Below are 26,660 nucleotides of genomic sequence, written 5' to 3' on the forward strand. Positions count from 1 at the left end.
TTTGACAAAAATAGAATTGGCGTACAATGATACTCCAACTTAAGCGCACTAATCAGGCTTCGGATGGATGGGACGGAAATTCTCCCGCTTATTTTTCAAAAAGAGGGCTTGATTAGGGTCCAGACTGGAAAATCTCCATCTTAATCCGGCAATTTGGTAGAAGATAAAGAAAAACGGACAATAAGGCGGAGGATTTCCCGTTTAACGTCTCAAGTCTTGTTTCTTGCGAAATTAAGATGGAAGTTTTCCCGTTTATACCAGTGCCTGAAGAAGAAACGGCTGCGCCGTCCTGTTAGGGACGGTATCGTTTCTCGTAGAAATATAAGGCAAAGGATAAACGCGAAGCTTATACTTTCTGATATTTGAACAAATAATCGAGTGCTGGCATCATCCAAATTCCAGGCATTAAACGCATAACATCTCCATGTTGGATCAAATCGGTCTTTTATTCAAGGCAAAAAGTTGGGCCGCCACCGGATCATTCCCCGGCGGCGGCCCGCTTCGTATGCTCAGCCGCTTATTATGAATGTTACACGCCCAACCACCGCTTGAACATGTGCTTCGTCGTCTGCTTGTTGATTTCGGCGATGGAAGTGGTCAGCGGGATGCCTTTCGGGCAGGCCCGGACGCAGTTCTGCGAGTTGCCGCAGCCCTCAATGCCGCCATCCGTCATCAGCGCCTCCAGCCGTTCGTCGGCGTTCATCTCGCCCGTTGGATGGGCGTTGAACAGGCGGACCTGCGAAATGGCCGCCGGACCGATAAAATCGGTCTTCGCGTTGACGTTCGGGCAGGCCTCCAGGCAGACGCCGCAGGTCATGCATTTGGACAGCTCGTAGGCCCACTGCCGTTTTTTCTCGGCCATGCGCGGACCCGGACCGAGGTCGTACGTTCCGTCGATCGGAATCCAGGCTTTTACCTTTTTCAGCGCGTTAAACATCCGGGTACGGTCAATGACGAGGTCGCGAACAACCGGGAAGGTGCTCATTGGCTCGACGCGGATCGGCTGCTCCAGATTGTCAATCAAGGCGGCGCAAGCCTGACGCGGCTTACCGTTGATGACCATAGAGCAGGCGCCGCATACTTCCTCCAGACAGTTCGATTCCCAGCAGACGGGAACCGTGGTATCGCCCTTGGCGTTAACCGGGTTCCGCTGAATTTCCATCAGGGCGCTGATGACGTTCATCCCCGGACGGTAGGGAAGATTGAATTCCTCCGTATAAGACTCGCTCTGCGGGTCGTCCTGGCGGGTGATAATAAATTTCACGTTTTTGGGAGTTGCCGCTGTTTCCGCCATAGTTACCCCTCCTAAAAGTTTTGGTAGCATATGCTTCTGTGAATTTACTTCGCAAAACTGGCTTCGTAAGCGTAGGCTTAGTTTTGGTAGCATATGCTTCTGTGAATTCACTTCGCAAAACTGGCTTCGAAAGCGCAGGGTTATTTGTCCTTGGAATAGTCGCGGACCCGCGGAGGAATCAGCGACACGTCGACGTTTTCGTACGAAATCTTCGGCCCGTCCGGCGTCCATGACGCCTTGGTCGTCTTCAGGAATTCCTCATCATTGCGCTTCGGAAATTCCGGCTTGTAATGCGCGCCCCGGCTTTCGTTGCGCAGCAGCGCGCCCAGCGTCATCGCCTCCGCAAGCTCTAGCATGTTCCACAACTGACGGGTAAAGGCGACGCCCTGATTGTTCCAGCCCGAGGCATCGCTCATGTTGATGCCCCGGTAGCGCTCCTTCAGTTCCTTGATTTTACCGATGGTCGCCTCAAGCTTCACGTTATGACGGACCACCGTCATGTTGGCGGTCATCCACTCGCCCAGCTCCTTATGAAGAACATAGGCGTTCTCCGTTCCGCTCATGCCGAGCAGCGATTCGTATTTGTCCTGCTGCACGCGCCGGTAGCCGTCGAACACGGAAGAGGGGACATCCTGCACCGATTTTTTCAGCCCCTTGATATATTCCACGGCCTTTGGCCCCGACACCATGCCGCCGAAAATGGCCGACACCAGCGAGTTAGCGCCCAGCCGGTTCGCTCCGTGATATTGATATTCGCATTCTCCCGCCGCAAACAGGCCGGGTATATTCGTCATCTGATTGTAATCGACCCACATACCGCCCATGGAATAATGGACCGCCGGGAAGATTTTCATCGGGATTTTGCGCGGATCGTCGCCCATGAATTTCTCATAAATCTCGATGATGCCGCCGAGCTTGACGTCCAGTTCCTTCGGATCTTTATGCGACAGGTCCAGATAGACCATGTTCTCGCCATTAATGCCGAGCCCTTGATCGACGCAGACGTTAAAAATCTCACGGGTGGCAATATCGCGCGGCACCAGGTTGCCGTAGGCCGGATATTTTTCCTCAAGGAAGTACCACGGCTTGCCGTCCTTGTAGGTCCAGATGCGCCCGCCTTCACCACGCGCCGATTCACTCATCAGCCGCAGCTTGTCATCGCCCGGAATGGCCGTCGGATGAATCTGGATGAACTCCCCGTTCGCGTAATGTACGCCCTGCTGGTACACGGCGCTTGCGGCCGTACCCGTATTGATGACGGAGTTGGTCGTCTTGCCGAAAATAATCCCCGGACCGCCGCTCGCCAGAATGACCGCATCCGCCGGGAACGTCTCGATGGCCATCGTGCGTAAATCCTGAGCGCAAATGCCGCGGCAGACACCTTCATCGTCGATCACAGCGGAGAGGAATTCCCAGTTCTCATGCTTCGTTACAAAGCCTTCGACTTCCCAGCGCCGCACCTGCTCGTCGAGCGCGTACAAGAGCTGCTGCCCGGTCGTCGCGCCCGCAAATGCCGTCCGGTGATGCTTCGTCCCGCCGAACCGGCGGAAGTCGAGCAGCCCCTCCGGCGTGCGGTTGAACATGACGCCCATCCGGTCCATCAGATGGATGATGCCCGGGGCCGCCTCGCACATCGCCTTGACCGGGGGCTGATTGGCGAGAAAATCGCCGCCATATACGGTGTCGTCAAAATGCACCCACGGCGAGTCGCCCTCGCCCTTCGTGTTAACGGCGCCGTTGATGCCGCCTTGCGCGCAGACCGAGTGCGATCTTTTGACGGGAACAAGTGAGAACAGATGCACATGAACACCGGCCTCCGCCGCCTTGATGGTAGCCATCAGGCCGGCCAAGCCGCCGCCCACGATAATGATATCGGCTGTTGCCATGACAGGTTCACTCCCTTATTGGATGACAGTATTTACGGCTTGGGCAATAGCCTCAGCGGTCTTGAATTCGCTGTCACGGAACGTGACAAGCGACAGCAGGAACATGAACGTTACCAGGACGAACAGGCCCATGCATATATAGGACGAAACCCGCTGCGAGCGAGGGCCGATCGTGATCCCCCAGCTGACAAGGAAGGACCACAGTCCGTTGGCGAAATGGAAGCAGGCCGCCACGATGCCAACGATATAAAAAGCAAGCCACAACGGCTGGGGAACGATATCATGCATCACGCCGCCGAGCTCTTCATGCGTAACGTTGCCAAGCGCCACCTGCACCCGGGTTTCATACAAATGCCATATGATAAAAATAAACGTGACGATGCCGCTGACCCGCTGAAGCGTATAACGCCAGTTCCGTTCAAGGTTGAAGCGGTTCAGGTTCGGCTTCGACTGGTAGGCGATATACAGCCCGTAGACGCCATGGTACAGCAGGGGAAGCCAGATGAACAATAATTCCAGGAAGAAGACGAGCGGCAAGCTGTTCAGCCACAGCACACTTTCCTTGAACCCGGCTGCCCCCTTCTCCACCGCCGAGAAATTCGTCAGTATGTGCTCGATGAAAAAGAACGCGAGCGGGATTACGCCGAGCAAGGAATGAATTTTTCTGGAATAAAAGCCTCTCATATTGCCGTGTCCCCTTTCCGAATAAAACAGCGTTTTCATTAATGAGCATACACCTTCGGGCCGGGAGTTGAAACAGGGAATTGACGGCTGCTTTCAGCCGAACACCCCGTCCCGCCAAGCCTCTTCCGCTCCCGGCAAGGCTTTGCTTCATTTTTTATAAATTGTGAATATCCTGTGTCACTTTGTATGTTACTCTTTTTCAGCTTATAAGGGAATTGCAATCTAATTATTATGCGTTATAAAATATCTGCATAAGAGTCCTTGCTGAGAAGTCCCTGTAAAAAAGGAGATTCATCCGCTTTGGAGCAGCCGGAAGGAGTGCAGCGATGTTTGACGACCTTGATATTTTTGCCGTTGTTGTGGAGCAGTCCAGCCTTAATCGCGCTTCCCGTCAACTAAATTTGTCACAGCCTGCCCTCTCGCGCAAAATTTCCAAGCTGGAGGAGCGGCTCGGTGTCACGCTGTTTAACCGCTATGGCAAAAGGCTTGAACTGACCGAGGTCGGGCGGCTGGCATATAGCTATGCTCTGGAGCAGCGGCAGCAGCGCTTTAAATTCCTGGAGGCACTCGCCAAATTCAAGCAGGGCGAGCCGCTGTCCGTTACGCTGGGAGCCAGCCTGACTACGATTCAGACCACTTTGCCGCCTCTCGTAAACGCATACATGGAGAAATATCCCGCCGCCGAGCTGAAGCTGATTACGGGCAAGACACATGAGATCGTTACCTCGGTGCGGGAAGGACGGTCGGAGGTCGGCCTGATCGCTTCCGCCACCGCGGAATCCGGCCTGCGCTGCATCCCGCTCTTCGAGGACCAACTGCGGCTTGTTATCGCGGGAAATCATCCGCTCGCCCAGCTTCCCAGGCTTGAAATGGAGCATCTGAAGGGTCTGCCGATGATCCTGTTCTCCAAGGGAACCTGGTACCGCCGCATGACGGATGACCTGTTCCAGCGCAGCGGCGTGCAGCCGGACATCCGTATGGAGATCGACTCTTTCGAGGCGATTATCCGGCTGCTCCCGACGATCAAGGCGGCGGCGCTGCTGCCCAATTCCTATCTTCGTCCGGAGCTGCTGTCGGGAGGGGGGCTTGCCTCCCTGCACATCAAGGAACTGGAGCTGACCCAGCGGACCACCTGTCTGATCTACCGCGACACCGGTGATTTAAGCGCGGCAGCGCGGAGTCTGGTGCAGGTGACGGAAGAAGTGTTTCATGAGGGAAGGCCAGCCGCTCTTTAAATTTGCGCTTGACTTGACTAGAGAACGTGGGGTAATGTAATATCCATCCAATTCAACATCCCCATCAGGCAATGACCAAAGACATGATTTCCTTCACGGGCCGTCCAGAGAGAGAAGCTCAGGCTGAAAGCTTCTTCGGCAATCGGATGCGTAAATTACCCCTTTGCAGCCGTGGCGCTGAACCCGTGACACGATAGCTTAGATTTCACGGCAGTATGCGGCACCGCGTTATCCCCGTTACCGGATATCAATGAGGACTTGCAGCGGCAGTGTCCGGCAGCAGCCGGGGCATTACGCGCCGCAGGTCGAATCAGGGTGGAACCACGAGCTTAAACGCACTCGTCCCTTTGTGGATGAGCTGCGTTTTTTGTGTTTTCCCAAAATAATCAGGAAATGGAGGCTGGACAGATGGAAATCAAAGTAACTTTACCGGATGGCGCAATTAGGAGGTACCCGCAAGGCACGACAATCGGACAAGCGGCGGAGTTCATCAGTACGGGACTGAACAAACAGGCCGTAGCAGGATTACTCAACGGAAAGCTGGCGGATCTGAGTGAACCGATCGATAAGGACAGCCTCCTTCGGCTGGTTATGCTGGACAGCACAGAAGGACTGGAAATCTACAGACACAGCGCGGCGCATATTATGGCCCAGGCCATCAAACGTATATACGGCGCCCAGGCGGTCAAACTCGGCATCGGGCCGGTGATCGAAGACGGATTCTATTACGACATCGACATAGAGAAGCCGCTGACTGACGGTGATCTTGCCGCAATCGAGCAAGAGATGGAGAATGTGATCAAAGAGGATCTCCCTATCGTCCGCCGGGTTGTCAGCCGCGACGAAGCCGTTCGCATCTTCGAGGAGCTGAAAGAGCCGCTCAAGCTGGAGCTAATCGCGGATCTGCCCCAGGATGCCGTTATCAGCATCTACGATCAGGGCGAATTCTCCGATCTGTGCCGAGGCCCCCATCTTCCATCGACAGGCCGTATTAAGGCATTCAAGCTGTTAAGCGTCGCCGGGGCTTACTGGCGGGGAGATTCCAGCAATAAAATGCTGCAGCGGATTTACGGGACCGCGTTTTCGAAAAAGTCGCAGCTTGATGAGCATCTGCTGTTCCTTGAGGAAGCCAAAAAACGCGACCACCGCAAGCTCGGCAAAGAGCTTGAACTGTTCATGTTCTCCGAGGAAGCGCCGGGAATGCCCTTTTACCTTCCGAACGGGATGACGATCCGTAACGAGCTTGAGAATTTTGCGCGGGAACTGCAGAGACAGCGAGAATATCATGAAGTGCGCACCCCGCTGATGATGAATAACCGGCTGTGGGAACAGTCCGGGCATTGGGATCACTACAAGGACAATATGTACTTCACCAATGTGGACGAAATTAAGTATGCTCTTAAACCGATGAACTGCCCGGGCCATATGCTCATTTACAAGAACAATCTGCACTCCTACCGGGAACTGCCTATCCGGCTGGCGGAATTCGGACAGGTTCACCGCCACGAGCTGTCCGGAGCGCTGGGCGGGATGATGCGGGTCCGCACCTTCTGCCAGGATGACGCCCACCTGTTCGTGCTGCCGGTGCAGATCGAGGAGGAGATCGGCCGCGTCATTGAAATGATCGACCATATTTACCAGGTCTTCGGCTTTCAGTACACCGTCGAGCTGTCGACGCGGCCGGAAGATTCCATGGGCTCTGAAGAGCTGTGGAACAAAGCGGAACAGGCTTTGCGACAGTGTCTGGAGGCCAGCGGCATTCCCTACCGCCTGAATGAAGGAGACGGAGCGTTCTACGGTCCGAAGATCGATTTCCATATCTTGGATGCACTGAAACGAAGCTGGCAGTGCGGGACCATCCAGCTGGATTTCCAAATGCCCGAGAAATTCGATCTCTCCTATATCGGCGAAGATAGCCAGAAACATCGTCCGGTCGTCATCCACCGGGCCGTGTACGGTTCGCTTGACCGGTTCATGGGAATTATCACCGAGCATTACGCCGGCGCTTTCCCGCTCTGGCTTGCGCCGGTTCAAGCCAAGATTCTGCCCGTGTCGGAGAAGTTTAACGGATACGCCTTCGAGGTGAAGAAGTCGCTGGAAGACGCCGGTATCCGCGCCGGCATGGACCTTAGAGACGAGAAACTGGGCTACAAGATCCGTGAAGCCCAGCTGCAAAGAACACCGTATATGCTCATTCTCGGCGAGAACGAGCTGGCCTCCGGCAATGTGTCCGTGAGAAAACGGGGCGAGGGCGATCTCGGTTCCCGGAGCCTGGCGGAGTTGATCGGACAGATGACCGAAGAAATCCGTGCCAAACGCCAGGACACGCCGCCACTATTGAATTGAAGGGCAGACGAAGTACAAGCCTCTACCTTGGAGCTAACGGGGAAAAGGAGAGGCTCAGAAATTCTCCGTTCTTATAAGCTGCAGACGCTTGGCCTCTACAATCGCCTCTGAACGGGAATGTACATTTAGTTTCTCAAAAACACGTGTAAGACTGTACTCAACCGTTCTTTGACTCATTAACAGCTTGGCGGCGATCTCCTTATTACTCTTCCCGCTGGCGACCTCCTGCAAAATTTCCTGTTCCCTCTGGTTAATGGAAACATCCTCGGGAAGTTGATTCACCCTGTTCACGGCAACCTTGACTTCATTCCTGCGCAATTGGCGTAATAAGGATACCGGAATGACCGCTTCATCCCTCAGAGCGCAGCGGATCGTATTTAACAACTGTTCCCTGGAAGCCGCCTTGGAGATGAAGCCGGTCACACCGGATTCGATCAGCAGATTATAATGAGCACTGATTTCGTACCCGGTGTAGATGACAATCCGGCATTCATTGTTTTTCTGAATAACTCTCCTGGTGAACTCTAGTCCTGTAATGGTCGGCATATTTAGATCGCACAAAATGATATCGAAGTTCCGGGTTTCCAACAAATCAAGGGCTTCCATAGCCGACAATACGAAGGTAACCTCGATATCAGAAGCCTGCTCCAGCATATTTTTGGTCCCTTCACCGACTGAAGGATGATCATCAACTAGCAAAATATGAATCATCTTCTTCCTTCCTTCCACTCTGTATACCCATAGAAGCTGTTAAAGGCAACGTCACGAAGACTTTAAATCCTGTTCCTTTTTCTGAGAAGAACTCACATTCCCCCTCCAGACTGACTACACGCTCTTTAATGCCTGACAACCCCATATGCAGAAAGGACTCCTGCATATTTATAATATCCATCCCTATGCCATTGTCTTTATAAGTGAAATGGATCGCTTCCTTTTGCTCCAGAGTGATTATTATTTGGCTCGCTCCTGAATGTTTGCTAGCGTTACGCAGTAATTCCTGCGTAATTCTGTACAATGTAATCACCAGTTCATCTTCCAGTTCCTCAACAGGTCTCGTGTTAAATTCTATCGTGAAATTGGATTGCAGCTGGGCGTATTCAAATAAATTCTCAAGGGCCTTTACAATCCCCATCTCTCTTAGCAGAGGAGGCCGCAGCTCATTGCAAGTCTCTCTGATTTGATAGATGACATCCAAAAGCCCTTCCTTGATCGCCAGCAGTTCTTGCTTTACTTCTACAGAAAAAGAAAATTCCAGCAGCAGGTTCTCCAACCGCCGCAGCCAGACCAGTTGATCCTGCAGCGCGGAATCGTGCAAATCCGCCGCCAATTTTCGACGTTCATTCTCTGCTAGATTAAATATCAATCGCGACACCCAGGAGGATGAGCCTTTTCGTTTATTCATTTCAGATTCCAAATCCTCCACAAGCCCCTCAATAAAATATAAATTTTCGCATACAATGCTCGAATAGTTGGAGATGGTATTCAACCAATTCATTTCGTCCCGATTAAATCGCGTATGGTTCTTCTTATGGCTAATCCACAGAATATAGAATTGGCCCCGGTGATTTCCCAGCACCAGCATGACGCCCTTGTTCATTTGAATGGCTTCGCCTATGTTCGGCAGGTTAGGCAGATGATATAGCAGTTCGGCCGCCTCATGGGGACTGCTTCCTTCTTCCGGACGCTCAGGAAGGGTCAAGAACTCCACTCTGCTCACCGATAGTAGCTCCGAGATTTCCCTTTGCAGAACATTTTCCAAATCCGAGTGTTTCATGATACTGCCGATTCGTTTCGCGAACCTTTCAAGACTATCCTGATAATCCAGCGGTTTGCGATCCAGAATGTTTCTGAAAAAATAATCCAGCTTCTCTTTGAAAAAAAGAAAAACGATTATAAACAAGTAGACTACTAGGAACATCTGTATCCATCTGATCCACGGGTACTCATCGCGATTCTGTATCATAGCCAAAACAGCTACAATTAACCCAGCCGGAAACAATGCGATCGACAAATAATATTTAAAGCGGCTTACAATAAAATCGACATCAAATAGTTGATTCGCTGTCAGCAAATAAACATAGGTGATCGGCAGCATAATCAGGAACATGGTGGATATTTCAAATGAAACAATCGCCCTGCCGAATAACTGCGGCAGTAGAGTTAATAGTATAAAAGGAGAGAATGAGGTGATCTGTCCCAGGAGCATGATTTTGAACAGGGAGCTAATCTCGACATTCCGAAATTTTAGATAGCATTGAATCAACTTGAAAATATCAAAGAAAACACCAAAGATGAAAAAAGATATCGTTAACAGCCGGGTCAATGAATAAGAGAAATAACTCCATGTGTTGCCCATAATACTGGCCGCCATCAATGCATTGGCTGCCAGGGCGAGAAAATATAACACGCTCAGGACTCTTCCGGACAAGAGAGTAATACTGAAACGCATCAAATACATTTTTAAAAAGTGTAAAAAAACTACAGGAATAAGCGGCAAGGAGCACATAAGCACCAGCCTTCCCGTCGTATCCTGACTGCTGGAAGCATATCCTGCAAGATAGCCTGTCCCTATCATCAAAAAGAAGAATATGAGCAATGCCGAAGCAGGGTCATTGGCGTTCTTCCGGTACAGAATCAGACTTAGCAGCAGCATGATCAAAAATGTACAGCCTGGAACTACAAGATGAGTAAATGTCTGATAAGCGGAAGGCCTATTCTCGTTTCGATAGGTCATGTGGAAAGGGGCACCCTGCTCTGGATATCTGATAATGGAAATCGTGCCTATTCGTGCTACAGATCCATACCTTTGCACTTCCTTTATGTCTCCAGGACGCTTTCCGTTGATCTCTATTACCCGATCCCCTACCTGTAAGCTGCTCAGCGCTTCTTTGCTGGAGGTGTGAATCTCGGAAATAATATACTGGCCAGCTGAGGTTTCCTCCAGGGATATACCCAGCAGGATATTATTATGTATAATCAGCACGAAGTGAGCGACCAACAGAACCAGTCCGAGATTTAATCCGGCAATAAACGCCCGTTGAGTTAATGAACGAATCATCGTTTCCTCCAAGCAAGCTTAATATTTATCCCCATATGTCGATCTTGAATGGCTCACCCTGTACTTCTTTTCGTCTAAATGTCTCTGTCAACGCCCGTTGTTCAAGTGCGGAGATACCGGCAAGCTGCAGTTGTCCCGTTAATAACTGTCCTACCTTTTGAGGCTGCTCCACCAATTCCTTTACCCATTCATTCAAAGTCATCTTCCAATGCCTCCTTAAATCCGTTTCTTACCTTCAATATAGCAGGAGAATTAAGGAGGTAAAACGACAATGTCCCTCGTATTTACCGCATTTCGGATTGCGGTCCGCAAAGGGAATCAGCCTAGACAAAGAACCAGTTGCTCCTTCCAGTTCTTGTCCAATTGGGCGGATTCCAAAACTTCCATAAATTTATAGTAATGGGTACGCATTTTTACAGAGGCGTACAGCAGCGTTCCGTGTATATCGCATAGCTGCTTGATCTCCTGTTTGCGGCGCAACACCTCCTCCGGAACTCCTTGTCCTTTGAAGTAGGAGGCAAGCCAATGCTGTTCCCCCAGTGAACGAATGAGGTACAAAGTCGGGACGGTTTTTTTTCGATGGATAAAATCATTCTTTTCTTCCCAATTCAGCATATCCCGGATATCATTCTTCATTTGGGCAGCAATTCCGACTTCATTGGCATATTCAGCTACCGTTCCGTTCCATTCACTTGTAGCCAGCATCACTCCGGTCATACAAGCCAGTACCAGAAGAGAAGCAGACTTTTGCTCAATCAAGCGGATATATTCTTCTTCGCTTCCGGCATCGTTCAACAAATCCAGCATCTGTCCATTGATTGATTTCAGAAGCTGCCTGTTCATAAGCTCGGATGACTTCAACAGCAGCTTCTCATCGAAATCGCAATCCAGCAGCGATTGATGAGCCGCGGTCAACAAGCCAATGGCAACATTCAGGGAAAGGGCCGACGGGGCCTGACACCAGGGCATGGAGCCGTGGTCTTGATCCTGCAAATCGTCGATAATGTCTAATCCAAGAATGATCAATTCCAGCGAAGCTGCGGCTTTATATATATCAGCATGGTTTCCCCCCAACATCCGGTAATGGATTACACATAGTTTGCTGAAGATCAACGACTCTTTCAACTTGCTTTCCACAAAAGACACTGCCATCCGGTGCAAATGCTCGACCACAAAATATTTTTCCAGGACGGACCTTAGTTCACCTTCAACCCTGCTGCGCAGCATTTCCATTCCATTTCCTCCCAAAATAGGATTATCCCACATTTGATTTTAATAGACATCATCCCTAAGCACAACTTTTATTGAAAGTAAACCCATTTCCCCTTGATAAAAAAGCGCTCTGCATCCAGCTTCCTGGATACAGAGCGCTTAAATTCCGGATTCAACGACGCTTTTTGGCAAGCAGACGGCTGATCATGACCATTCGCGAATGTACCAACATCCCGTATAGACTGGGTCGGATAGCTTCTGTTTCCTTCTCCGAACCAGATTGAAGCGAAGAATTCAGCGTATGGCAATCGGTTCCACACAGTTTCTGCTGAGAATCTTCCTCCCGCTTCACAGACGTATGTTCTTTAAGGCTTCGTATATATTGACCACACCCACCCCGAAATCGCCATCCGGACCCGGCACACCATAATCTGTTGCATTCCGGAGCAATACTTTCTTTACAATATCCGGATTTATCCTGACGCCCTTTTCCCGTCCCTCCGCTATCAACAGAGCAGCAGCCGCAGAGACCTTGGGAGCAGCAAGGCTCGTTCCGATCATGAACTCGTAGCCTGCGGGGAGCCCAGCAAGCTGACTCAGGTACGACTGGGGGAGTTGGGTCGGATAAGTAGTCAGGCACATGCTTAACAGGTTCAATTCTCCTTTGGTAAACCATGTACTGCCATAATCGCCTGCAGGAGCGGCGATCATATTAGGCAGGCCATAGTTGGAATAAAAAGCCCGCTCATGCTCACGGTTCGAAGCCGATACTGTAATTACACCGGGTAATCCCCCCGGAGCATGGACGGCCAGATCGTTCTCCCAGCCCAGACTTCCAGCCAAGCGGAAGGGATTGCTGATATCCAGACCATTAGTACCAGAAGAAGCCACTACGACAACTCCCTTCAAGTACGCGTATGTCAAGGCCCGCGTATAAGCGATCAGAACAGCCTGATCCTCCGGCTTGATCAGAGATTTATAAGTGCCCAGACTCAGGTTGATTACATCTACATCGTCGCGCACAGCCTGTATAATTGCCTCAATAACCCATGAACTGTCCGCTTCTCCTTGTTCAAATACCTTATAAGCAACCAATCCAAGATTTGGGCCGACACCGAGCAGTTTTCCGTTCGCGGCAATCGCTCCCGCAACCATAGTTCCGTGCCCGATCCAGTCGGAAGTATCAGCTACACCAGGTACGAATGATTTGCCGCTGTTCATGATGTTCGCGCTTAAATCAGGATGAGAGGCATCTATGCCGCTATCCACTACTGCTACAACGATGTTATGGTTTCCGGCTTGCACGGACAGGCTTCGCCCGTCATTGGTCACCTCCTTGATATCCCACCCCCATTTTTGATACAAGGTGGCATTGGCGATAAGGGGCGATGAGTCATCTTCGCTGCCAGTCTGTACTTTACGGAGAAAATTCTTCGGTTGGAGGGTGGTCTCTGCGGTACTGTTCCAATCTCTGATCTTCAGCAAGCTGTTGGCTGAAGGATAGGCTGCATTCGGGAGTTCGTCATTCTTATCACTAACTATAATTTTAGGATCTTCCCCGACCTGCTCAATGCTGTCGGAATATATCTGGCGCAGTTCCGCTTCCGCCTGCTGGAGCTGCGGCAGTGAATTGCCGGTCAGCCTCAGCATGCCTGCTTCGGGCAGCGAAGTAGCCTCAATCTCCGGCCATTTGCGTAGTAATTCTTCCGGATGCGCGGGGAAGCTTCCCTCTTTAAATATAATCAATCGGCTGTGCCGAACGGTGGATAGGTCCCCATCTTCTAGAATCGAGGAGGAATAGGTCATCTTCGTGACGGACACCGATGAGGTGAAAGCTGCTTTTTCCCCACCATCGCCATCTCCGTATGAATGCTTCATTGCCGCAGCGAGCACCCCATTATCAGTTGGAGATGCCGCCAAAAATATAACTGCTGCAACGATGAGTACAAGCTTCCGCCCGCGCTTAACCCTCATGTTCATCCGTTCTGATTTAAATGGCAATATCATGCTTTTTCTCCTCCTCATTCGTATACAATTGATAATACAGCCCTTGTTGCGCCAAAAGTTGATGATGGGTTCCCGTTTCGACAATATGCCCCTCATTCATCACGATAATCCGATCAGCATTTATTACAGTACTAAGTCTATGGGCAATTATAATCCGCGTACAATTCATAGCTGATAATGCACGGTCAATCTCTGCTTGGGCCAAGTTATCCAGCGCACTGGTAGCCTCATCCAGCAACAGAACCTGCGGCCTATTAACCAGGGCGCGTGCAAGGAGCAGACGCTGACGCTGTCCTCCGGAAAGACTCCCGCCATTCTCCGAGACTATTGTGGCATAGCTTAACGGAAGCTTCATAATCTCGTCATGTATATTGGCCGTCATAGAGGCCTCCACAACCTGCTCTATGGAAATTTGCTCATCCAGCATTCTTATATTATCCTCAATTGTTCTTTGAAAGAGCTTGGTGTCTTGAAGAACGGCGCCGATATTTCGGCGCAATGAAGCAAATTCCAGTTGATCAATAGGACGTCCGTCATACAATATTTCTCCCTCGGTCGTGCGGTAAAGACCCAGCAGCAGCTTGGCAAGCGTGCTTTTTCCGGAGCCGGACGGGCCGACGATGGCTACCTTTTCTCCCGGTTCAATACAGAGATGCACATCTTGCAGCACATATGGTGAGAAGGCTGAATACCGGTAGGATACGTGGTTCATCTCAATCTTCCCCTGCAAACTTGCCACCTCCTCCCCTCCTTCTTCCTGCTCTGACCTTGCTTCAACTACGTCATGAATTCTTTGCAAGTAGGAACCGACTGACAATAGTTGTGTATATGCGGAACCGAGAGAGACGATGGGTATCATGAATGCGGCTGCCAGCGCATTGAATCCCAGCAGTCCTCCGAGCGTCATGGTCCCCTGCATAACTGCCCCGCTCCCCGCCCACAGCAGCAGCAGCGGCATAATAAACTGAATTCCGGAAGAAAATGAATCCAGCAGTGAGATCCAAATACTGCGTCTTTGCGTAGTGCTGAGCTGATTACGGAACAATTGGCTCCAGGACCCTAGCAAATGTTGTTCCGCTCCAAGTAGCTTGATATCCGTTATGCCGTAAATACACTCCGCCAAGAAGCTCTGTGTTCTGCTTTGTTCGGTGATCTCACGGCTGGCAAACTGCTGGGTAATCATAGTAGTGACAATTAATATAGAGAAAATTCCAATGCCCACTCCTATAACCACCGCCCCAAGTCCTGTTGATCTGACAAGCATTAGAACCGCGTAGGAGATAAGCAAAATAAAATCAATAATTATGGTTACCATGCGGTTGGAGAGAATCTGCCTGATATATACGTTCGCATTGGTTCGAAACAGCAGTTCACCCCCTGTTCGTGATTCAAAGAAAGAGTAAGGTAGATGAAACAGCTTCCCTATAAATGTCGTCATCATCAGCAGATCCATGGACGACTGCAATTTGGCCAGGAACCAGCCCCTCAATATGGAAAACAGCTCGTAAAATATGAAGAGAGAAAGCAGAGCAGCACCGATTACGGCAAACTTGTCCTGCGAAGAATCCAATAGTAAATGGTCAGTAATATAGGCTGTAAGCTGGGGCGCGATTAAGCCGAAGCTCTGCAGAATAAGAGAGACGCCCAGAATCGAGATCAGCCATTTAGGCTGCTTTAAGGCCAGTTCGATAAAAAATCTCCACTTATTTTTCGCTTTTCTTGGCTGCAGCGACTCTTCCGGCGCAAGACAAAGTATGTGCCCGCTATAACGGGCTTCCGCCTCTTCGCGACTGATCCTTTTGCGGCCGAAGGAGGGATCGACAATGGTTACACTCCTTGTACCCACCCTCTCGATTACAACAAAATGCTTCTCTTCCCAATGGGCTATCGCTGGCAATGGCAAGTTTTTGATCTGACCGAATCCCGCTTTGAACCCCTTGCATCTCATACTGTAACCTGAACCGATATTGATTAGCTGCAGGAGAGAACTCCCGCCTCTGGACAGACCAAACCGCTCGCGGATTTCATGAAGTGTAACGAAGCATCCATAGTATCCCAGCACCATGGCTATGCAGGCTATACCGCATTCGGCATCCTCCATTTGCTCAATGAACGGCGCTCTTTTACGCATGGGAGAGTCCCCGGTTCATTACCGTTTTCTCGGCTTCCAACGCCGATTGGGGAGGGAAGATCCAACCAAAGTGATAGACTAGTATCCCAATCTCGACTCTGGAGAATATTCCCCACTTATCCTTAATTCTAAATATGATCTCCCCGACTCTCCTCCTGCTGATGTAGAGCTTCTGTGCAATCTCTACATCTTTCATCCCTTGTGCGATCAGAATGGCCACCTCTTTTTCCTTTTCACTCAGGTACAAAGCATCCTACTCTCCTTTCAGTCTGTTGTCCTACAGCTTCAATGTTAGGATGAAACAACCCGTCTTGCACCGAAATTCCGGGTCTGAGTTACCACAAATCTCAGGCGGGTTGTTCGTTGCGGATCACGCAGCAGTCCGCTGGAATATACTGCAATTTTGCGTAGTACACAGGCCGCGATAACAGAAGTAAGATAGGAAACGTAGAAAGCAAACAAAACAGAAAGGAGGTTAGCTCATGAATCGCAAAGACGCTCTCCTGTCGCTGAATACTGAAGATCCTGCAGGTGCCCCATTGGTAGAACTGAGTCATGACGAATTAATACGGGTTCAAGGCGGAGCCGACGTACAGCCTGAAACTACGCCTTTATGCGGATTCTTTATCGGTGTAGGTGTCGGAGTTATTCTTTCGGTCGCTAAGTGTTAATCCTGCTGTTTCAAAACCAAAATTATATACATTGGAGGAATATCAAATGAGAAGAGAAGACGTATTGGCCGCTTTGGAAAATGCCCATCCTGCTGGTGAGGTTCTGGTAGAACTTAGCCATTCCGAATTATCCCGTGTATATGGCGGAGCCGATGTACAGCCTGAAACTACGCCTGTGTGTGCTGTTGCCGCAACAGTTGCGGCTTCCTCCGCAACCTGCGCGGCTGTGGGCGGCGGCATCGCTGTAGGCGTAACCATCGTATTGACCATCAAAAGCTGCTAAATTGGAATGGACGATATTCAATAATCACCTTCCCAAGTGTACAGCCGTATTACGGCTGTACACTTTACTGCGCATTATTCCAGACTGGATATTAATGGGTTGTCTTCCCTTTACTGAGCGGATATCATTAAGATATGCGGGTCAACTACATATACAGAAAGTTGGTGCTTCTACGAATACGAGAAGATTATTCGCGCCGTTGCCCCTCCTTCTTGCTCTATCCATATTGTGCATGTTGACAGTCCTGCTGTATCCATCTACGGGCAGTGCCATTTCCCTGGCAGCCATGATCTTTTCTGCATTCCTGCTGTCCGTTCTAATCCATGAATCCGGCCACTTGCTCACCGGGATTGCGCTTAGACTCAAGCCGCAGGAAATGATTGTCGGACCGTTCCGCCTGCTCTTCACCGAACGCTCTCTCCTTCTGCGTTTTAACTATAACTGGCTACGCTTTGGAGGAACAGTGCGCTTTGGTCCAAGCTCTGACGATCCGGCAAAAATGGCGTACAAATGGTCCTGGATGTCTCTTGGCGGACCCGCCGCCAGCCTACTCACCGGTCTGCTCATTCCGATCCTGGGCCAGCCTATACATATATGGGGGGAATGGCTAATGTGGATTAATTTGGCTATTGGCGCGGTAACGCTTGCCCCTTTACCTAATGGGGTTGGCCATTCCGACGGAAAGCTGTTCATGATCCTGGTCAGGAAATCGGCAAGAGCCTCCCTCCTGATGTCCAGCGTTATTTTGCAGAAGGATTACCTTTCCGACCGCCATCCAAGTGAATGGAATCCCGGGATCATCGCCGCCGCCGTCCGGCTTCTGGACAGTTTGCCTGAACGGACTTCAGAGCAACTGGCTGAAGAGTCCGAACTGCGGCTATTCCTCTGTTATCACTTTGCCGATAGAAAGCGACCGGAGCAGGCAGTCCAGTATATACAACCGGTAGCCTTGTCTAAGCGGTCTTCCAATCCGTCGCCTATCCGCAGCATGATTGACAGCTTCTATGCAAGCCACCTGCTTTTGCGTCATCCGGCAAACGAGTACTCCCGTCATGAAGCCGCAACCATTGTGGAAGAATTGCCCAAGCGGGAGCCATACAGCTACCACAAGGCTTGGGCAGCAATGCTGGCTGTACAGGGCAACAAGAAGGAGGCTGAGGAGCATTTGTCACGAGCCAGCTTGCTGCTGGATCGCTGGTTCAAGCCGTTCGGTACTTATCATGTCGAGCGACACACCTTGTTGCGAATTGAGAGCCTCTTGTCGTGAGGATTCTGCTCTCGACTTCCTGAAAAGCGCCTTTTTGCGAAGTACCTTCCCATGACCGATACTGCTAACATTAAGGCATTAAGAATCATGGGAGGAATAAAAATGCCATTGTTAACCGCCAACTCCAGCTTAGCTGAGCTTAACAGCCGGAATGCCTCATCCCTGTTCTTGAAAGAACGCGAGTCCTTGCTCGGCTCCCAGTTCAAGTGTCCGGAGCAGGTTCAGGAATATAGTCCGAATGAAATTGGCCAGTGGAGACAGGATACGCTCCTGCTGGACGATAAACAATTCCGCAGCAGATTGGCTGCGGACCATTGGACGGAAGAGCGATTCAGAGAGCTGATTACGGCAAGCATCAATTCGGAGCAGCTTCCGACCCTCTTGCCAACTGCCCATTATAAAGATTGGCTAGGTCTTCCGGAATTGGAAGAGGCTCTTCGGCTTAACCGTTCAATTCCCCTGCAAGGCCCTGTTTCTCTGAAGCTCGTCTCGGCCTTCCGTCCATTTTTGCTCTGGGCTGCTCAGAGATGGGATCAGGCTATTGCGGATATTGATCATATCGAGCGGATCGTGAATACGGATGCCATGCGCGAAAATTTGCTCAATGAGTTGGCCGAATGTCTACTACAGTTCGGAGCCCGAACGCTGGTCCTTGAGTTGCATATAGCCAAAAAGCTCAAGGAGCTTGAGGGAAAGACGCCGGAGGAACGATTTCAGAGCTTCGTAAAAAAGAAATTATGCAGTGTAAAGGGCCTGGAGTTTATTTATAGCGAATATCCGCTGCTTGCCCGAATGCTCATGATCCGTACCCGCTTCATTGTTGAGGCTGTGCTTGAAGCGGTTGCCCGTTTCAAGGCTGACCATACTGAAATTGTCGCAGCTTTGAGACTCCCGTCAAGCAAAGACAGGCTCCAATCCTTTACGGCTGGAATGGGTGATGCGCATCAGCAGGGACGTTCCGTTATGCGCCTTCGCCTGGAATCCGGTACGGAACTGATGTATAAACCGAAACCGCTCGGAGTTTCCCTCCACTTTAGCCAACTTCTGAATTGGATGAACAAAAAAGGATTTTTTCCCGCCTTTAAGCCGCTCCTTGTACTGGATAGAGGCACTTACGGCTGGGAGGAATGCATTATCGCAGAGAGCTGCGACACAACAACTGAGGTCGCCCGCTTTTACCAGCGCCTGGGGGGACTGTTGGCTGTTTTGTACAGCGTTCGCGGCACCGATTTTCATATGGAGAATGTAATAGCCCAAGGAGAACATCCGGTCCCTATCGATCTGGAGACCTTATTTCATAACAGTCCCGCACTGCATTTCCCGGATACTGCCGATGTGGAAGCGAAGAAAAAAGTAGTAGACTCTGTAATCGGTACCGGACTTTTACCCCTCCTGCTTTATCAGAACGAAGAGGGATTTGGTGTAGAAATGAGCGGTATGGGAGGAGGTGGAGATCAGCCTTTGCCCTTCCCTGTACTGCAGGTTGAGAATGACGATACGGATGAGATGCGGTTCGTCCGTAAAGCGAGATGGTCCGGCCCTTCCAACAACAGGCCGATGTTGGGTGAGCAGGATACCCATGCCAGTGACTTTGTAGACGATATTGTACTTGGCTTTCGGAAAGCCTGTTCCATTCTCCGTCAGAACTTGGCGCAACTGTTGAACGAGTCCGATGGCCCGCTGGCCCCGTTTAAGAACGATACCATACGGATTATTCTTAGACCCACTCAATTCTACGCCAACTTTCTGATCGAAGCCAACCATCCCAATTACACCAAGAACGCTATTGAACGGGAAAAATTGCTGGATCGGCTCTGGTATACAGTCCTGGATGTACGCGCAATCTCTTCCGAGCGGGAAGACCTGCTGTACGGTGACATTCCTTATTTCACAACAAAGCCCGGCTCCCGTGATTTGTTCGACAGCCGGGGGACGAGAATTCCTGATTTCTTCCCTTCGGACAGCTTTAATTTAGCCGTACAACGCATCACCACCTTGGACGAAATAGAAGAAAAGCGCCAGACCGGTTGGATTATTTCCTCCATTCTCGGATCGGCTGAATGGAATACCTCCCGGCCCGGATGCTGTTCCACCGCAGGCGATTTATTGACAGTCAAGCCCACCGGGGACGCTTCCTCTAACCAGGAGTATCCATCTTCCTGCTTCAATAAAGAAAAATCATCCGCCGAGTACATCAAATACGCGGCTGAAATCGGCGACTATCTGCTGGAGCAGGCGATCTTCAGCAAGAGCCGGTCGGATGCGACATGGATAGACGTGGGAATGAACTATCGGGAACAATGGAATGTATCCGCGATGAAGGGCGGTTTGTATGACGGTACGGCAGGGCCGGCGCTTTTTCTGGCATATCTCGGTTCAATCACGGGAGAACAGGCTTACTCAGAAACGGCGCGCCTCGCCTTGCAGACCTCTCTGGCTTCGCTTCCTTACCATGCAAACTTCAGTTCAGCTTTTTACGGCCAAGCCTCAATTCTGTATACGTTGTCACATTTCATCAGCCTTGATGTCGCCCATCCCTCATGGAGCGATCTCCAGAAAAACCTTGTTGGGCGCTTGAACGCTATCGTAGCCAAGGATCAATGTTATGATGTGCTTGGCGGCGCTGCCGGGGTTATCCTCGTCCTGCTGCAAGTATATAAACGGTTTGGCATCGAGGAGGCGCTTACTGCCGCTATCCATTACGGAAATCATCTTCACGCTCATGCGATCCGCGCAGACCGCGGCATCGCCTGGCCTTCACTCCTGCAGACACGGCAGCCTCTCGGCGGCTTTGCGCACGGAGCAGCAGGAATTGCTCTTGCCTTGCATCTTCTCTGGGAAGAATCCGGAATAACGGCATTTCATGAGCATGCAGAGGCTGCACTTGCCTTTGAGCGTGCATTATTCTCCCGGGAGCACGGGAATTGGGCCGATTTGCGAAAGGAAGGCCCGGCAGCCTATCAATCTAAATATTGGTGTCACGGGTCGGCTGGAATCGGTTTAGGAAGACTCCTCATGTATGAGACACGAAGTGCGGATAAGCAAGCGCTGCTCGCTGAGATTGAGACTGCTACCGAAGCCACTCTGAACGGCGGCATAGGGGCAAGCCACTGTTTATGCCACGGGGATATGGGCAACAGCGAACTACTGCTGCTATCCGGTATAAAGCTGGGACGTCCGGAGCACACGGAAATGGCCCGCCTTCTGGCAGATCAAATGATTAGGGAAAGGAAAGAACATGGGGCATACCGGACCGGGATTCCCCGCGGGCTGAAGACACCGGGATTCTTCCTTGGATATTCAGGAATCGGATACCAGTTGCTGCGTCTGGCTGATCCCGAGCGGGTGCCTTCCGTATTGTCCTTGGAGATTTCCGCCGGACCGCGATAATCCTTGAAAACCGATAAGCGATATGTCAGGGCGCTGCCCGCCATATACTGCAGAAAATTTTTCTCCAGTATAGATGGCGGGCAGCAAAGCAAAATGAGTCCGGCCAGAGATACTTCCTTGGCTGACTCAGGTTCAACAGTCGGCAGTGAACTAGGATCTATTGTACTTTGCTCTTTTGGGAAAACAGCTTGGCCTCTACAGGTTCACCGCTTCCTCCTCAAATTGATCGATGCTCTCATTGGAGCCGATCACGACCATAATGTCGCCTTCATTGACATGGTCGTGAGCGGTCGGCGCGACGATAACCCCGCCCCCGCGGTTAAGCGCAATGATGCTGCATCCATACTTGGCGCGGGTATTGATCTCGGCGAGGCTCTGGCCGTCCATGCAGGACGGAACGGTCAGCTCGACGATTTTGTATTCCTTGGACAGCTCGATGTAATCGAGCAGGTGCGGAGTCACCAGCTGATGCGCCACACGAACCCCCATATCGCGCTCCGGAAAAATAACCCGGTCCACTCCAAGCCTCTCCAATGCGCGTCCGTGCAGGATGGAGATCGCCTTGGCTACCACCATTTTGACGCCCAATTCTTTCAGGAGGATGGCGGTAAGGATGCTGCGTTCCATATTGTCTCCAATCGCCACGATGCCGCAGTCCAGGTTCCGAACGCCCAGCGACCGCATCACGCCCTCATCCGTAGCGTCCGCCATGACGGCATGCGTCAGCTTGCCGGTCATTTCCTCCACCCGTTCCTCGTTGTGGTCGATGCCGAGCACCTCATATCCCATCTCCATCAGTTCAAGCGCCAGACTGGCTCCGAAGCGGCCAAGGCCGATGATTACAAATTGCTGTGCTTTCATTCCCGTTATCCCCTTATCCGATAATCATTTTGCCTTCAGGGTAGCGATACAATTCCTTACCCTTTTTCGGTCCCAGCGCATAGGCCAGCGTCAATACGCCCAGCCTGCCGGCGAACATCGTAAGACAGATGAGGATTTTGCCCACCGCCGAGAGATTCGGCGTAACACCCAGGCTGAGCCCCACCGTAGCAAAGGCCGATGTCGTCTCGAACAGCAGATTCAAAAAGGGCTCCTCCTCTGTGGTCGAAAGCACCATCGAGACGGCGACGATCAGCAGCAGGGCCAGCAGAGTAATCGTCAGCGCCTTGAACACCCGTTCCTGGGCCAGACGGTAGCGGAACAGCACGATATCATTTCGTCCGCGCAGCATCGCGATCACCGCTCCGATCATAATCGTAAACGTGGTCGTCTTGATACCGCCCCCCGTCGAGCCGGGAGAAGCGCCGATGAACATCAGAATCACAATAAAAAACTGCGAGGCCTGCCTAAGACCCGGCATATCCAAGGTGTTGGCGCCGGCCGTTCGCGGGGTAACGGATTGGAAGAAAGCCCCCCATATTTTGCCGCCCCAGCCGAGCGAGCCCAAGGTACGCGGGTTTGTAAACTCGAATATAAAAAGAACAACGGCACCGGTCACGATCAGCGCGGCGGTCATGGACAGGACAACCTTGCTGTGCAGCGAAAGCTTGCGTTTGCGCCGGTAATCCATAACATCCGACATAACGATGAAGCCGATCCCGCCAGAGATAATCAAAAACATGACCACTATATTGACAACCGGGTCATCGGCGTATCCGGTCAGGCTGCGGTATCCGCCGAACAGATCGAAGCCCGCATTGTTAAACATCGAGACGGCATGGAACACGCCGAAGAAGGCGGCTCGTCCCAGCGGCATATCAAAAGCCCAGCGGAGCGTAAGCAGCAGCGCGCCGCAGGCTTCGATGACCAGTGAATAGATCAGGACGCTGCGGATGAGCCGGACGATGCCTTCCATAGAACTCTGATTCATCGCTTCCTGCAGCACCAGCCGCTCCCGCAGGGAGATGCGCCGGCGGAACACCAGAGCGAACAAGGTCGCCATCGACATGAAGCCCAGGCCGCCGATCTGGATCAGCAGCATGAGGATAACCTGTCCGAAGGTCGAGAAGAACGTGCCCGTATCATGAACGACCAATCCGGTAACGCAGGCAGCCGATGTAGACGTAAATACCGCATCCAGAAACGCGATTGTGTTCCCCGGGGCCAGCGAGACCGGCAGCATGAGCAGAAGGGCGCCGATTAATATGATAACCGCAAAGCCGATCACCAGTATTTGGGGAGGAGACAGCTTCAGCCAGCGGAATTCGGTAACCTTCGGTATTTGTGAAGCCATATCCATCACCCCATCCATAAAATGTGTGTTTTCATCATACATTGTTCTTAGGCGATCGTATCAAATTTAGTTTGCAATTTCATCGTTTTTCAGTGAATTTCACTGTTTATAGCCTAAAAAATGGCTTTTCGTATCCCGGATGTGATATTTTAAGGTAGTTAAACGTTTTTAGAAATCATATATCCAAGGAGGCGTTTCATGAATCGCGACGGCCAACCTTTGCATCAACGGCCCATTTCCAAAAGACTTGTTCTCGCAGGCCTCATCGGTCTGATCTTGTTTGTTATGTTCCAGATCGTCCCCTCACTTACTCAGGAAGGCTATGGCAACGAGCAGGCGATCAGCAAATCGGAAGCCCGCGAGAAGGCGATCCGCTTTGCGGCAGAACAGCTTGGATACATACCGGAACCCGGCGACAATTGGATCGTCACTTATATGTCGGATTCCTCTTTTTACGGCTACATGTCCCGAAAAAGCCTGCTGGAGGATTACAGCAAAAGAAAGCTGGACCGCCGCTATCCATACGATACCTTCCATGCTTCCCTAGATTCCCAGGAGGATAAATGGGCAAATCTGGCGGTCGATCTGAATATGTATACCGGCGAGACGGCGGGCTTCACCCGCGTCCCTGCGGGAGCCGGAAAGCAAGCGAACGAGACGGAAGCAGCCCTCACCGGCAAGGATGGGAGCGAAGAAATCGTCAGCGACGCTTCGCTAACCCCGCAGCAGAAGGAACGGCTTGCAGCACCATGGTTGAATAAGTGGGGAGCCGACCCTGCACGGCTGGAACGGAATTTCCCTTCTACCGGCAGCTACGGCCTGATCTATACCGACAGCTCGGTCAAAGTCGGGGAAGCTCCGCTGCGCTATGCTTTCAAGTTTACCGCAGGGGAAGTATCGTACTTCAAGCCCGGATTTTCCGCGCCGGAGTGGCATACCGACTATGTAAAATCGCAAGTGTCGAGCGCGGGCCGCTTTACACTGTTCGGTTACGGGCTGCCTACGTTCGCGCTCGGCGTTCTGGCGTTAATCTACAGTATTCTCCGCCGGAAACACACTTCTTTTGCACGCGGTGTCTTTTTAAGTATCGCCCATTTTGTCATTATGATGATCAGCACCTACAATATGCTGCCCGAAACGACCGGCACAGCCACGGTTGACCGGATAACGACCATCGTTATGTTCATCATTTATACGCTGTACAGTCTGCTGATGTCCGCGCTGCTCTATTTCTCTCTGGTGGGCGGAAACGGCCTGTGGCGGAAAGAGGAAGGGCTCAATCCATGGCCCCGCGCCAAAGAGCCGGGCTACGGCAGATACCTCATGGACAGCGTCTATGCCGGATATATTTGGGCGTTCGTGCTGCTTGGCGTGCAGACGCTGATGTTCATCATTTTGCAGTACACGCTGCATAACTGGTCGACAACGGATGCTTCACAGTCCCCTTACAATATGCGCTATGCCTGGCTGCTGCCGATCGTGGCGTGGCTGGCCGGACTTTCCGAGGAAGCGGTCTATCGCCTGTTCGGCATCCGGATGCTGAAAAAAATCGTGCGCAGCACCCTGCTCGCCAGCCTGATTACGACCCTTATCTGGGCGTTCGGACATACACTTTATCCGATCTATCCCATCAGCTCACGCCCGATCGAGCTGACGGTGATCGGCCTGCTGTTCAGTTATATCTTTCTGCGGTACGGCTTTATTGCCGTCATGTTCAGCCATGTCGTGTTCGACAGCGTACTTATGGGCGTCACCCTGATCTTCATGCGCGAGCCGGTGAATGTGATCGCCGGTGTCGTTACGATTGTTATACCGCTGCTCATCGGCTACATTGTGTATCTGTTCAATCCGCCGGGCAAGGAACGGGGGCCGCAGTCCCCGGACCCTGGGCCGGAGCCCGGTCCGGGTCCTGTACCGGAGCATACGATTTAACTTCCGGGATGCTTGAGAATTACACCGAAGCAAGCGCCTTCTCACTTGGCGGGCTTCGGACCCAATACAGATGGTGAAGCAACAGCCCGGGAGTATCCGCTCCCGGGCTGTTTATTTAGGATAGAAGAACATTTAGATTTGCGTGCTTATGACAACCGAAGCCTATACCTTTTCTTCGTCTTTCAGTGCGTCCAAAATCTGCCGGGCGAGCTTGTCGCCGATGGACAGGGGGCGAAAATCCTCTACCGTCGCTTCTTTGATCTTCTTGAGCGACCCGAAATGCTTGAGCAGCAGCTTCCGCCGTTTCTCGCCGATTCCCGGGATGGCGTCAAGCCGCGACGTGACCATCGACTTGCCGCGCTGCTCGCGGTGGAACGTAATCGCGAAACGGTGCACTTCGTCTTGGATGCGCTGGAGCAGATAAAACTCCTCGCTGTCCCGAGCGAGATGAACCGGCTCCGGCGGGTCGCCGACCAGCAGCTCCGCAGTCTTGTGCTTGGCGTCTTTGACGAGGCCGCAGACCGGGATGAACAGACCTAACTCGTTCTCCAGAATATCGACAGCCGCGGAAATTTGGCCTCTGCCGCCGTCCACGACGATCAGGTCCGGTCGGGGAAGATCCTCTTTCAGCACCCGCTCATAGCGGCGGCGGATCACCTCGCGCATCGTTTCATAGTCGTCAGGCCCCTGCACGGTACGCACCTTGTATTTGCGGTACTCCTTCTTCGCGGGCTTGCCGTCGAGGAACACGACCATCGCCGACACGGGATTCGCCCCTTGGATGTTCGAGTTGTCGAACGCCTCGATCCGGCTGAGGCTCTCAAGTCCCAAACTCTGCCCGAGCCCTTGCGCTGCGCCGGAGGTGCGCTCCTCGTCCCGCTCGATCAGGCGGAACTTCTCTTCGAGCGCCACGCGCCCGTTCTCGCAGGCCATGCGGACCATCTGCTTCTTGAGTCCGCGCTGCGGCACCATGACCTTGACGCCCAGCCACTGCTGCAGCGCCGGATTCTCGCTGTAATACTGCGTCACAT

20 protein-coding genes are annotated in these 26,660 nt (G+C 51.7%); 7 read left to right on the plus strand and 13 right to left on the minus strand.

All coding sequences use genetic code 11. The features are described 5' to 3' along the window. Positions 1-529 precede the first annotated feature (529 nt). The 3 genes from sdhB to L691_RS0120835 all read right to left on the minus strand — a co-directional run bounded on the left by sdhB (position 530) and on the right by L691_RS0120835 (position 3,864). Positions 530-1,294 (minus strand): succinate dehydrogenase iron-sulfur subunit, encoded by a 765-nt coding sequence (gene sdhB, locus L691_RS0120825; protein ID WP_025692276.1) that lies wholly within the window; start codon positions 1,292-1,294, stop codon positions 530-532. 140 nt (positions 1,295-1,434) lie between these two features. After that, a complete protein-coding gene (sdhA, locus tag L691_RS0120830; RefSeq protein WP_025692277.1) occupies positions 1,435-3,180 on the minus strand; it encodes a succinate dehydrogenase flavoprotein subunit in 1,746 nt (581 codons plus the stop codon). 15 nt (positions 3,181-3,195) lie between these two features. Continuing rightward, positions 3,196-3,864: a succinate dehydrogenase cytochrome b558 subunit gene (locus L691_RS0120835; protein ID WP_025692278.1), complete on the minus strand. Its 669-nt coding sequence runs from the start codon at positions 3,862-3,864 to the stop codon at positions 3,196-3,198. A 326-nt stretch (positions 3,865-4,190) separates the two neighbouring features. Here L691_RS0120835 and L691_RS0120840 point away from each other — a divergent pair, with 326 nt between their 5' ends. Then, positions 4,191-5,099 carry a LysR family transcriptional regulator gene (locus L691_RS0120840; protein ID WP_025692279.1) on the plus strand — a complete coding sequence of 303 codons (909 nt, stop codon included), beginning with the start codon at positions 4,191-4,193 and terminating at the stop codon, positions 5,097-5,099. Between the two features lie 408 nt (positions 5,100-5,507). Then, positions 5,508-7,445 (plus strand): threonine--tRNA ligase, encoded by a 1,938-nt coding sequence (gene thrS, locus L691_RS0120845; protein ID WP_025692280.1) that lies wholly within the window; start codon positions 5,508-5,510, stop codon positions 7,443-7,445. A 54-nt stretch (positions 7,446-7,499) separates the two neighbouring features. On the opposite strand, the gene L691_RS0120850 is transcribed toward thrS, so the two are convergent. The 7 genes from L691_RS0120850 to L691_RS29640 form a co-directional block, all read right to left on the minus strand. Then, positions 7,500-8,156 carry a response regulator transcription factor gene (locus L691_RS0120850; protein ID WP_025692281.1) on the minus strand — a complete coding sequence of 219 codons (657 nt, stop codon included), beginning with the start codon at positions 8,154-8,156 and terminating at the stop codon, positions 7,500-7,502. Next, on the minus strand, positions 8,134-10,515 hold the full coding sequence (locus L691_RS0120855) for an ATP-binding protein (protein WP_156934304.1): 2,382 nt from the start codon (positions 10,513-10,515) through the stop codon (positions 8,134-8,136). Before L691_RS0120855 ends, L691_RS0120850 begins: the two co-directional genes overlap by 23 nt. Before the next feature lie 13 nt (positions 10,516-10,528). Then, on the minus strand, positions 10,529-10,705 hold the full coding sequence (comX, locus tag L691_RS32205; RefSeq protein ID WP_156934305.1) for a competence pheromone ComX: 177 nt from the start codon (positions 10,703-10,705) through the stop codon (positions 10,529-10,531). A gap of 116 nt (positions 10,706-10,821) precedes the next feature. Next, positions 10,822-11,736 (minus strand): polyprenyl synthetase family protein, encoded by a 915-nt coding sequence (locus L691_RS0120865; protein ID WP_025692283.1) that lies wholly within the window; start codon positions 11,734-11,736, stop codon positions 10,822-10,824. A gap of 327 nt (positions 11,737-12,063) precedes the next feature. Beyond that, positions 12,064-13,722: a S8 family serine peptidase gene (locus L691_RS30815; protein WP_025692285.1), complete on the minus strand. Its 1,659-nt coding sequence runs from the start codon at positions 13,720-13,722 to the stop codon at positions 12,064-12,066. Further along, positions 13,706-15,853: a peptidase domain-containing ABC transporter gene (locus tag L691_RS0120880; protein ID WP_025692286.1), complete on the minus strand. Its 2,148-nt coding sequence runs from the start codon at positions 15,851-15,853 to the stop codon at positions 13,706-13,708. The genes L691_RS30815 and L691_RS0120880 overlap by 17 nt, the downstream gene beginning before the upstream one ends. Next, the gene (locus L691_RS29640; RefSeq protein ID WP_036737551.1) at positions 15,846-16,100 is read right to left on the minus strand and encodes a response regulator transcription factor; all 255 of its coding nucleotides are present in this window, start codon (positions 16,098-16,100) and stop codon (positions 15,846-15,848) included. Before L691_RS29640 ends, L691_RS0120880 begins: the two co-directional genes overlap by 8 nt. A gap of 235 nt (positions 16,101-16,335) precedes the next feature. On the opposite strand from L691_RS29640, the gene L691_RS0120890 reads away from it, so the two are divergent. From L691_RS0120890 to L691_RS0120905, 4 genes are all read left to right on the plus strand, one after another. Further along, a complete protein-coding gene (locus tag L691_RS0120890) occupies positions 16,336-16,524 on the plus strand; it encodes a mersacidin family lantibiotic (RefSeq protein WP_025692287.1) in 189 nt (62 codons plus the stop codon). A 46-nt stretch (positions 16,525-16,570) separates the two neighbouring features. Further along, the gene (locus L691_RS0120895; RefSeq protein WP_036737554.1) at positions 16,571-16,807 is read left to right on the plus strand and encodes a mersacidin family lantibiotic; all 237 of its coding nucleotides are present in this window, start codon (positions 16,571-16,573) and stop codon (positions 16,805-16,807) included. A 286-nt stretch (positions 16,808-17,093) separates the two neighbouring features. Next, on the plus strand, positions 17,094-18,074 hold the full coding sequence (locus L691_RS0120900; protein ID WP_156934306.1) for a site-2 protease family protein: 981 nt from the start codon (positions 17,094-17,096) through the stop codon (positions 18,072-18,074). 102 nt (positions 18,075-18,176) lie between these two features. Then, positions 18,177-21,464 carry a type 2 lanthipeptide synthetase LanM family protein gene (locus tag L691_RS0120905; RefSeq protein WP_025692290.1) on the plus strand — a complete coding sequence of 1,096 codons (3,288 nt, stop codon included), beginning with the start codon at positions 18,177-18,179 and terminating at the stop codon, positions 21,462-21,464. A 195-nt stretch (positions 21,465-21,659) separates the two neighbouring features. Here the strand turns inward: L691_RS0120905 and L691_RS0120910 are convergent, their stop codons facing one another. Both L691_RS0120910 and L691_RS0120915 read right to left on the minus strand, forming a co-directional pair. Next, the gene (locus L691_RS0120910; protein WP_025692291.1) at positions 21,660-22,325 is read right to left on the minus strand and encodes a potassium channel family protein; all 666 of its coding nucleotides are present in this window, start codon (positions 22,323-22,325) and stop codon (positions 21,660-21,662) included. 13 nt (positions 22,326-22,338) lie between these two features. Then, the gene (locus tag L691_RS0120915) at positions 22,339-23,697 is read right to left on the minus strand and encodes a TrkH family potassium uptake protein (RefSeq protein WP_036737566.1); all 1,359 of its coding nucleotides are present in this window, start codon (positions 23,695-23,697) and stop codon (positions 22,339-22,341) included. A gap of 198 nt (positions 23,698-23,895) precedes the next feature. On the opposite strand from L691_RS0120915, the gene L691_RS0120920 reads away from it, so the two are divergent. After that, entirely contained in the window at positions 23,896-25,629 is a 1,734-nt protein-coding gene (locus L691_RS0120920; protein ID WP_025692293.1) for a CPBP family intramembrane glutamic endopeptidase, read from the plus strand. Between the two features lie 162 nt (positions 25,630-25,791). On the opposite strand, the gene L691_RS0120925 is transcribed toward L691_RS0120920, so the two are convergent. After that, positions 25,792-26,660 (minus strand): helix-hairpin-helix domain-containing protein (locus L691_RS0120925; RefSeq protein WP_025692294.1); only part of this gene is annotated, 869 nt, incomplete at its 5' end.

This window comes from Paenibacillus zanthoxyli JH29 (genome assembly GCF_000520715.1).
Lineage (GTDB): Bacteria > Bacillota > Bacilli > Paenibacillales > Paenibacillaceae > Paenibacillus_AQ > Paenibacillus_AQ zanthoxyli.

What these genes read in the sequence shown, in the direction of transcription:
- sdhB (WP_025692276.1), bottom strand. Translation starts at nt 1,294, where the DNA reads ATGGCGGAAACAGCGGCAACTCCCAAAAACGTGAAATTTATTATCACC.
- sdhA (WP_025692277.1), bottom strand. Translation starts at nt 3,180, where the DNA reads ATGGCAACAGCCGATATCATTATCGTGGGCGGCGGCTTGGCCGGCCTG.
- L691_RS0120835 (WP_025692278.1), bottom strand. Translation starts at nt 3,864, where the DNA reads ATGAGAGGCTTTTATTCCAGAAAAATTCATTCCTTGCTCGGCGTAATC.
- L691_RS0120840 (WP_025692279.1), top strand. Translation starts at nt 4,191, where the DNA reads ATGTTTGACGACCTTGATATTTTTGCCGTTGTTGTGGAGCAGTCCAGC.
- thrS (WP_025692280.1), top strand. Translation starts at nt 5,508, where the DNA reads ATGGAAATCAAAGTAACTTTACCGGATGGCGCAATTAGGAGGTACCCG.
- L691_RS0120850 (WP_025692281.1), bottom strand. Translation starts at nt 8,156, where the DNA reads ATGATTCATATTTTGCTAGTTGATGATCATCCTTCAGTCGGTGAAGGG.
- comX (WP_156934305.1), bottom strand. Translation starts at nt 10,705, where the DNA reads ATGACTTTGAATGAATGGGTAAAGGAATTGGTGGAGCAGCCTCAAAAG.
- L691_RS0120865 (WP_025692283.1), bottom strand. Translation starts at nt 11,736, where the DNA reads ATGGAAATGCTGCGCAGCAGGGTTGAAGGTGAACTAAGGTCCGTCCTG.
- L691_RS30815 (WP_025692285.1), bottom strand. Translation starts at nt 13,722, where the DNA reads ATGATATTGCCATTTAAATCAGAACGGATGAACATGAGGGTTAAGCGC.
- L691_RS0120880 (WP_025692286.1), bottom strand. Translation starts at nt 15,853, where the DNA reads ATGCGTAAAAGAGCGCCGTTCATTGAGCAAATGGAGGATGCCGAATGC.
- L691_RS0120890 (WP_025692287.1), top strand. Translation starts at nt 16,336, where the DNA reads ATGAATCGCAAAGACGCTCTCCTGTCGCTGAATACTGAAGATCCTGCA.
- L691_RS0120895 (WP_036737554.1), top strand. Translation starts at nt 16,571, where the DNA reads ATGAGAAGAGAAGACGTATTGGCCGCTTTGGAAAATGCCCATCCTGCT.
- L691_RS0120900 (WP_156934306.1), top strand. Translation starts at nt 17,094, where the DNA reads ATGATCTTTTCTGCATTCCTGCTGTCCGTTCTAATCCATGAATCCGGC.
- L691_RS0120905 (WP_025692290.1), top strand. Translation starts at nt 18,177, where the DNA reads ATGCCATTGTTAACCGCCAACTCCAGCTTAGCTGAGCTTAACAGCCGG.
- L691_RS0120910 (WP_025692291.1), bottom strand. Translation starts at nt 22,325, where the DNA reads ATGAAAGCACAGCAATTTGTAATCATCGGCCTTGGCCGCTTCGGAGCC.
- L691_RS0120915 (WP_036737566.1), bottom strand. Translation starts at nt 23,697, where the DNA reads ATGGCTTCACAAATACCGAAGGTTACCGAATTCCGCTGGCTGAAGCTG.
- L691_RS0120920 (WP_025692293.1), top strand. Translation starts at nt 23,896, where the DNA reads ATGAATCGCGACGGCCAACCTTTGCATCAACGGCCCATTTCCAAAAGA.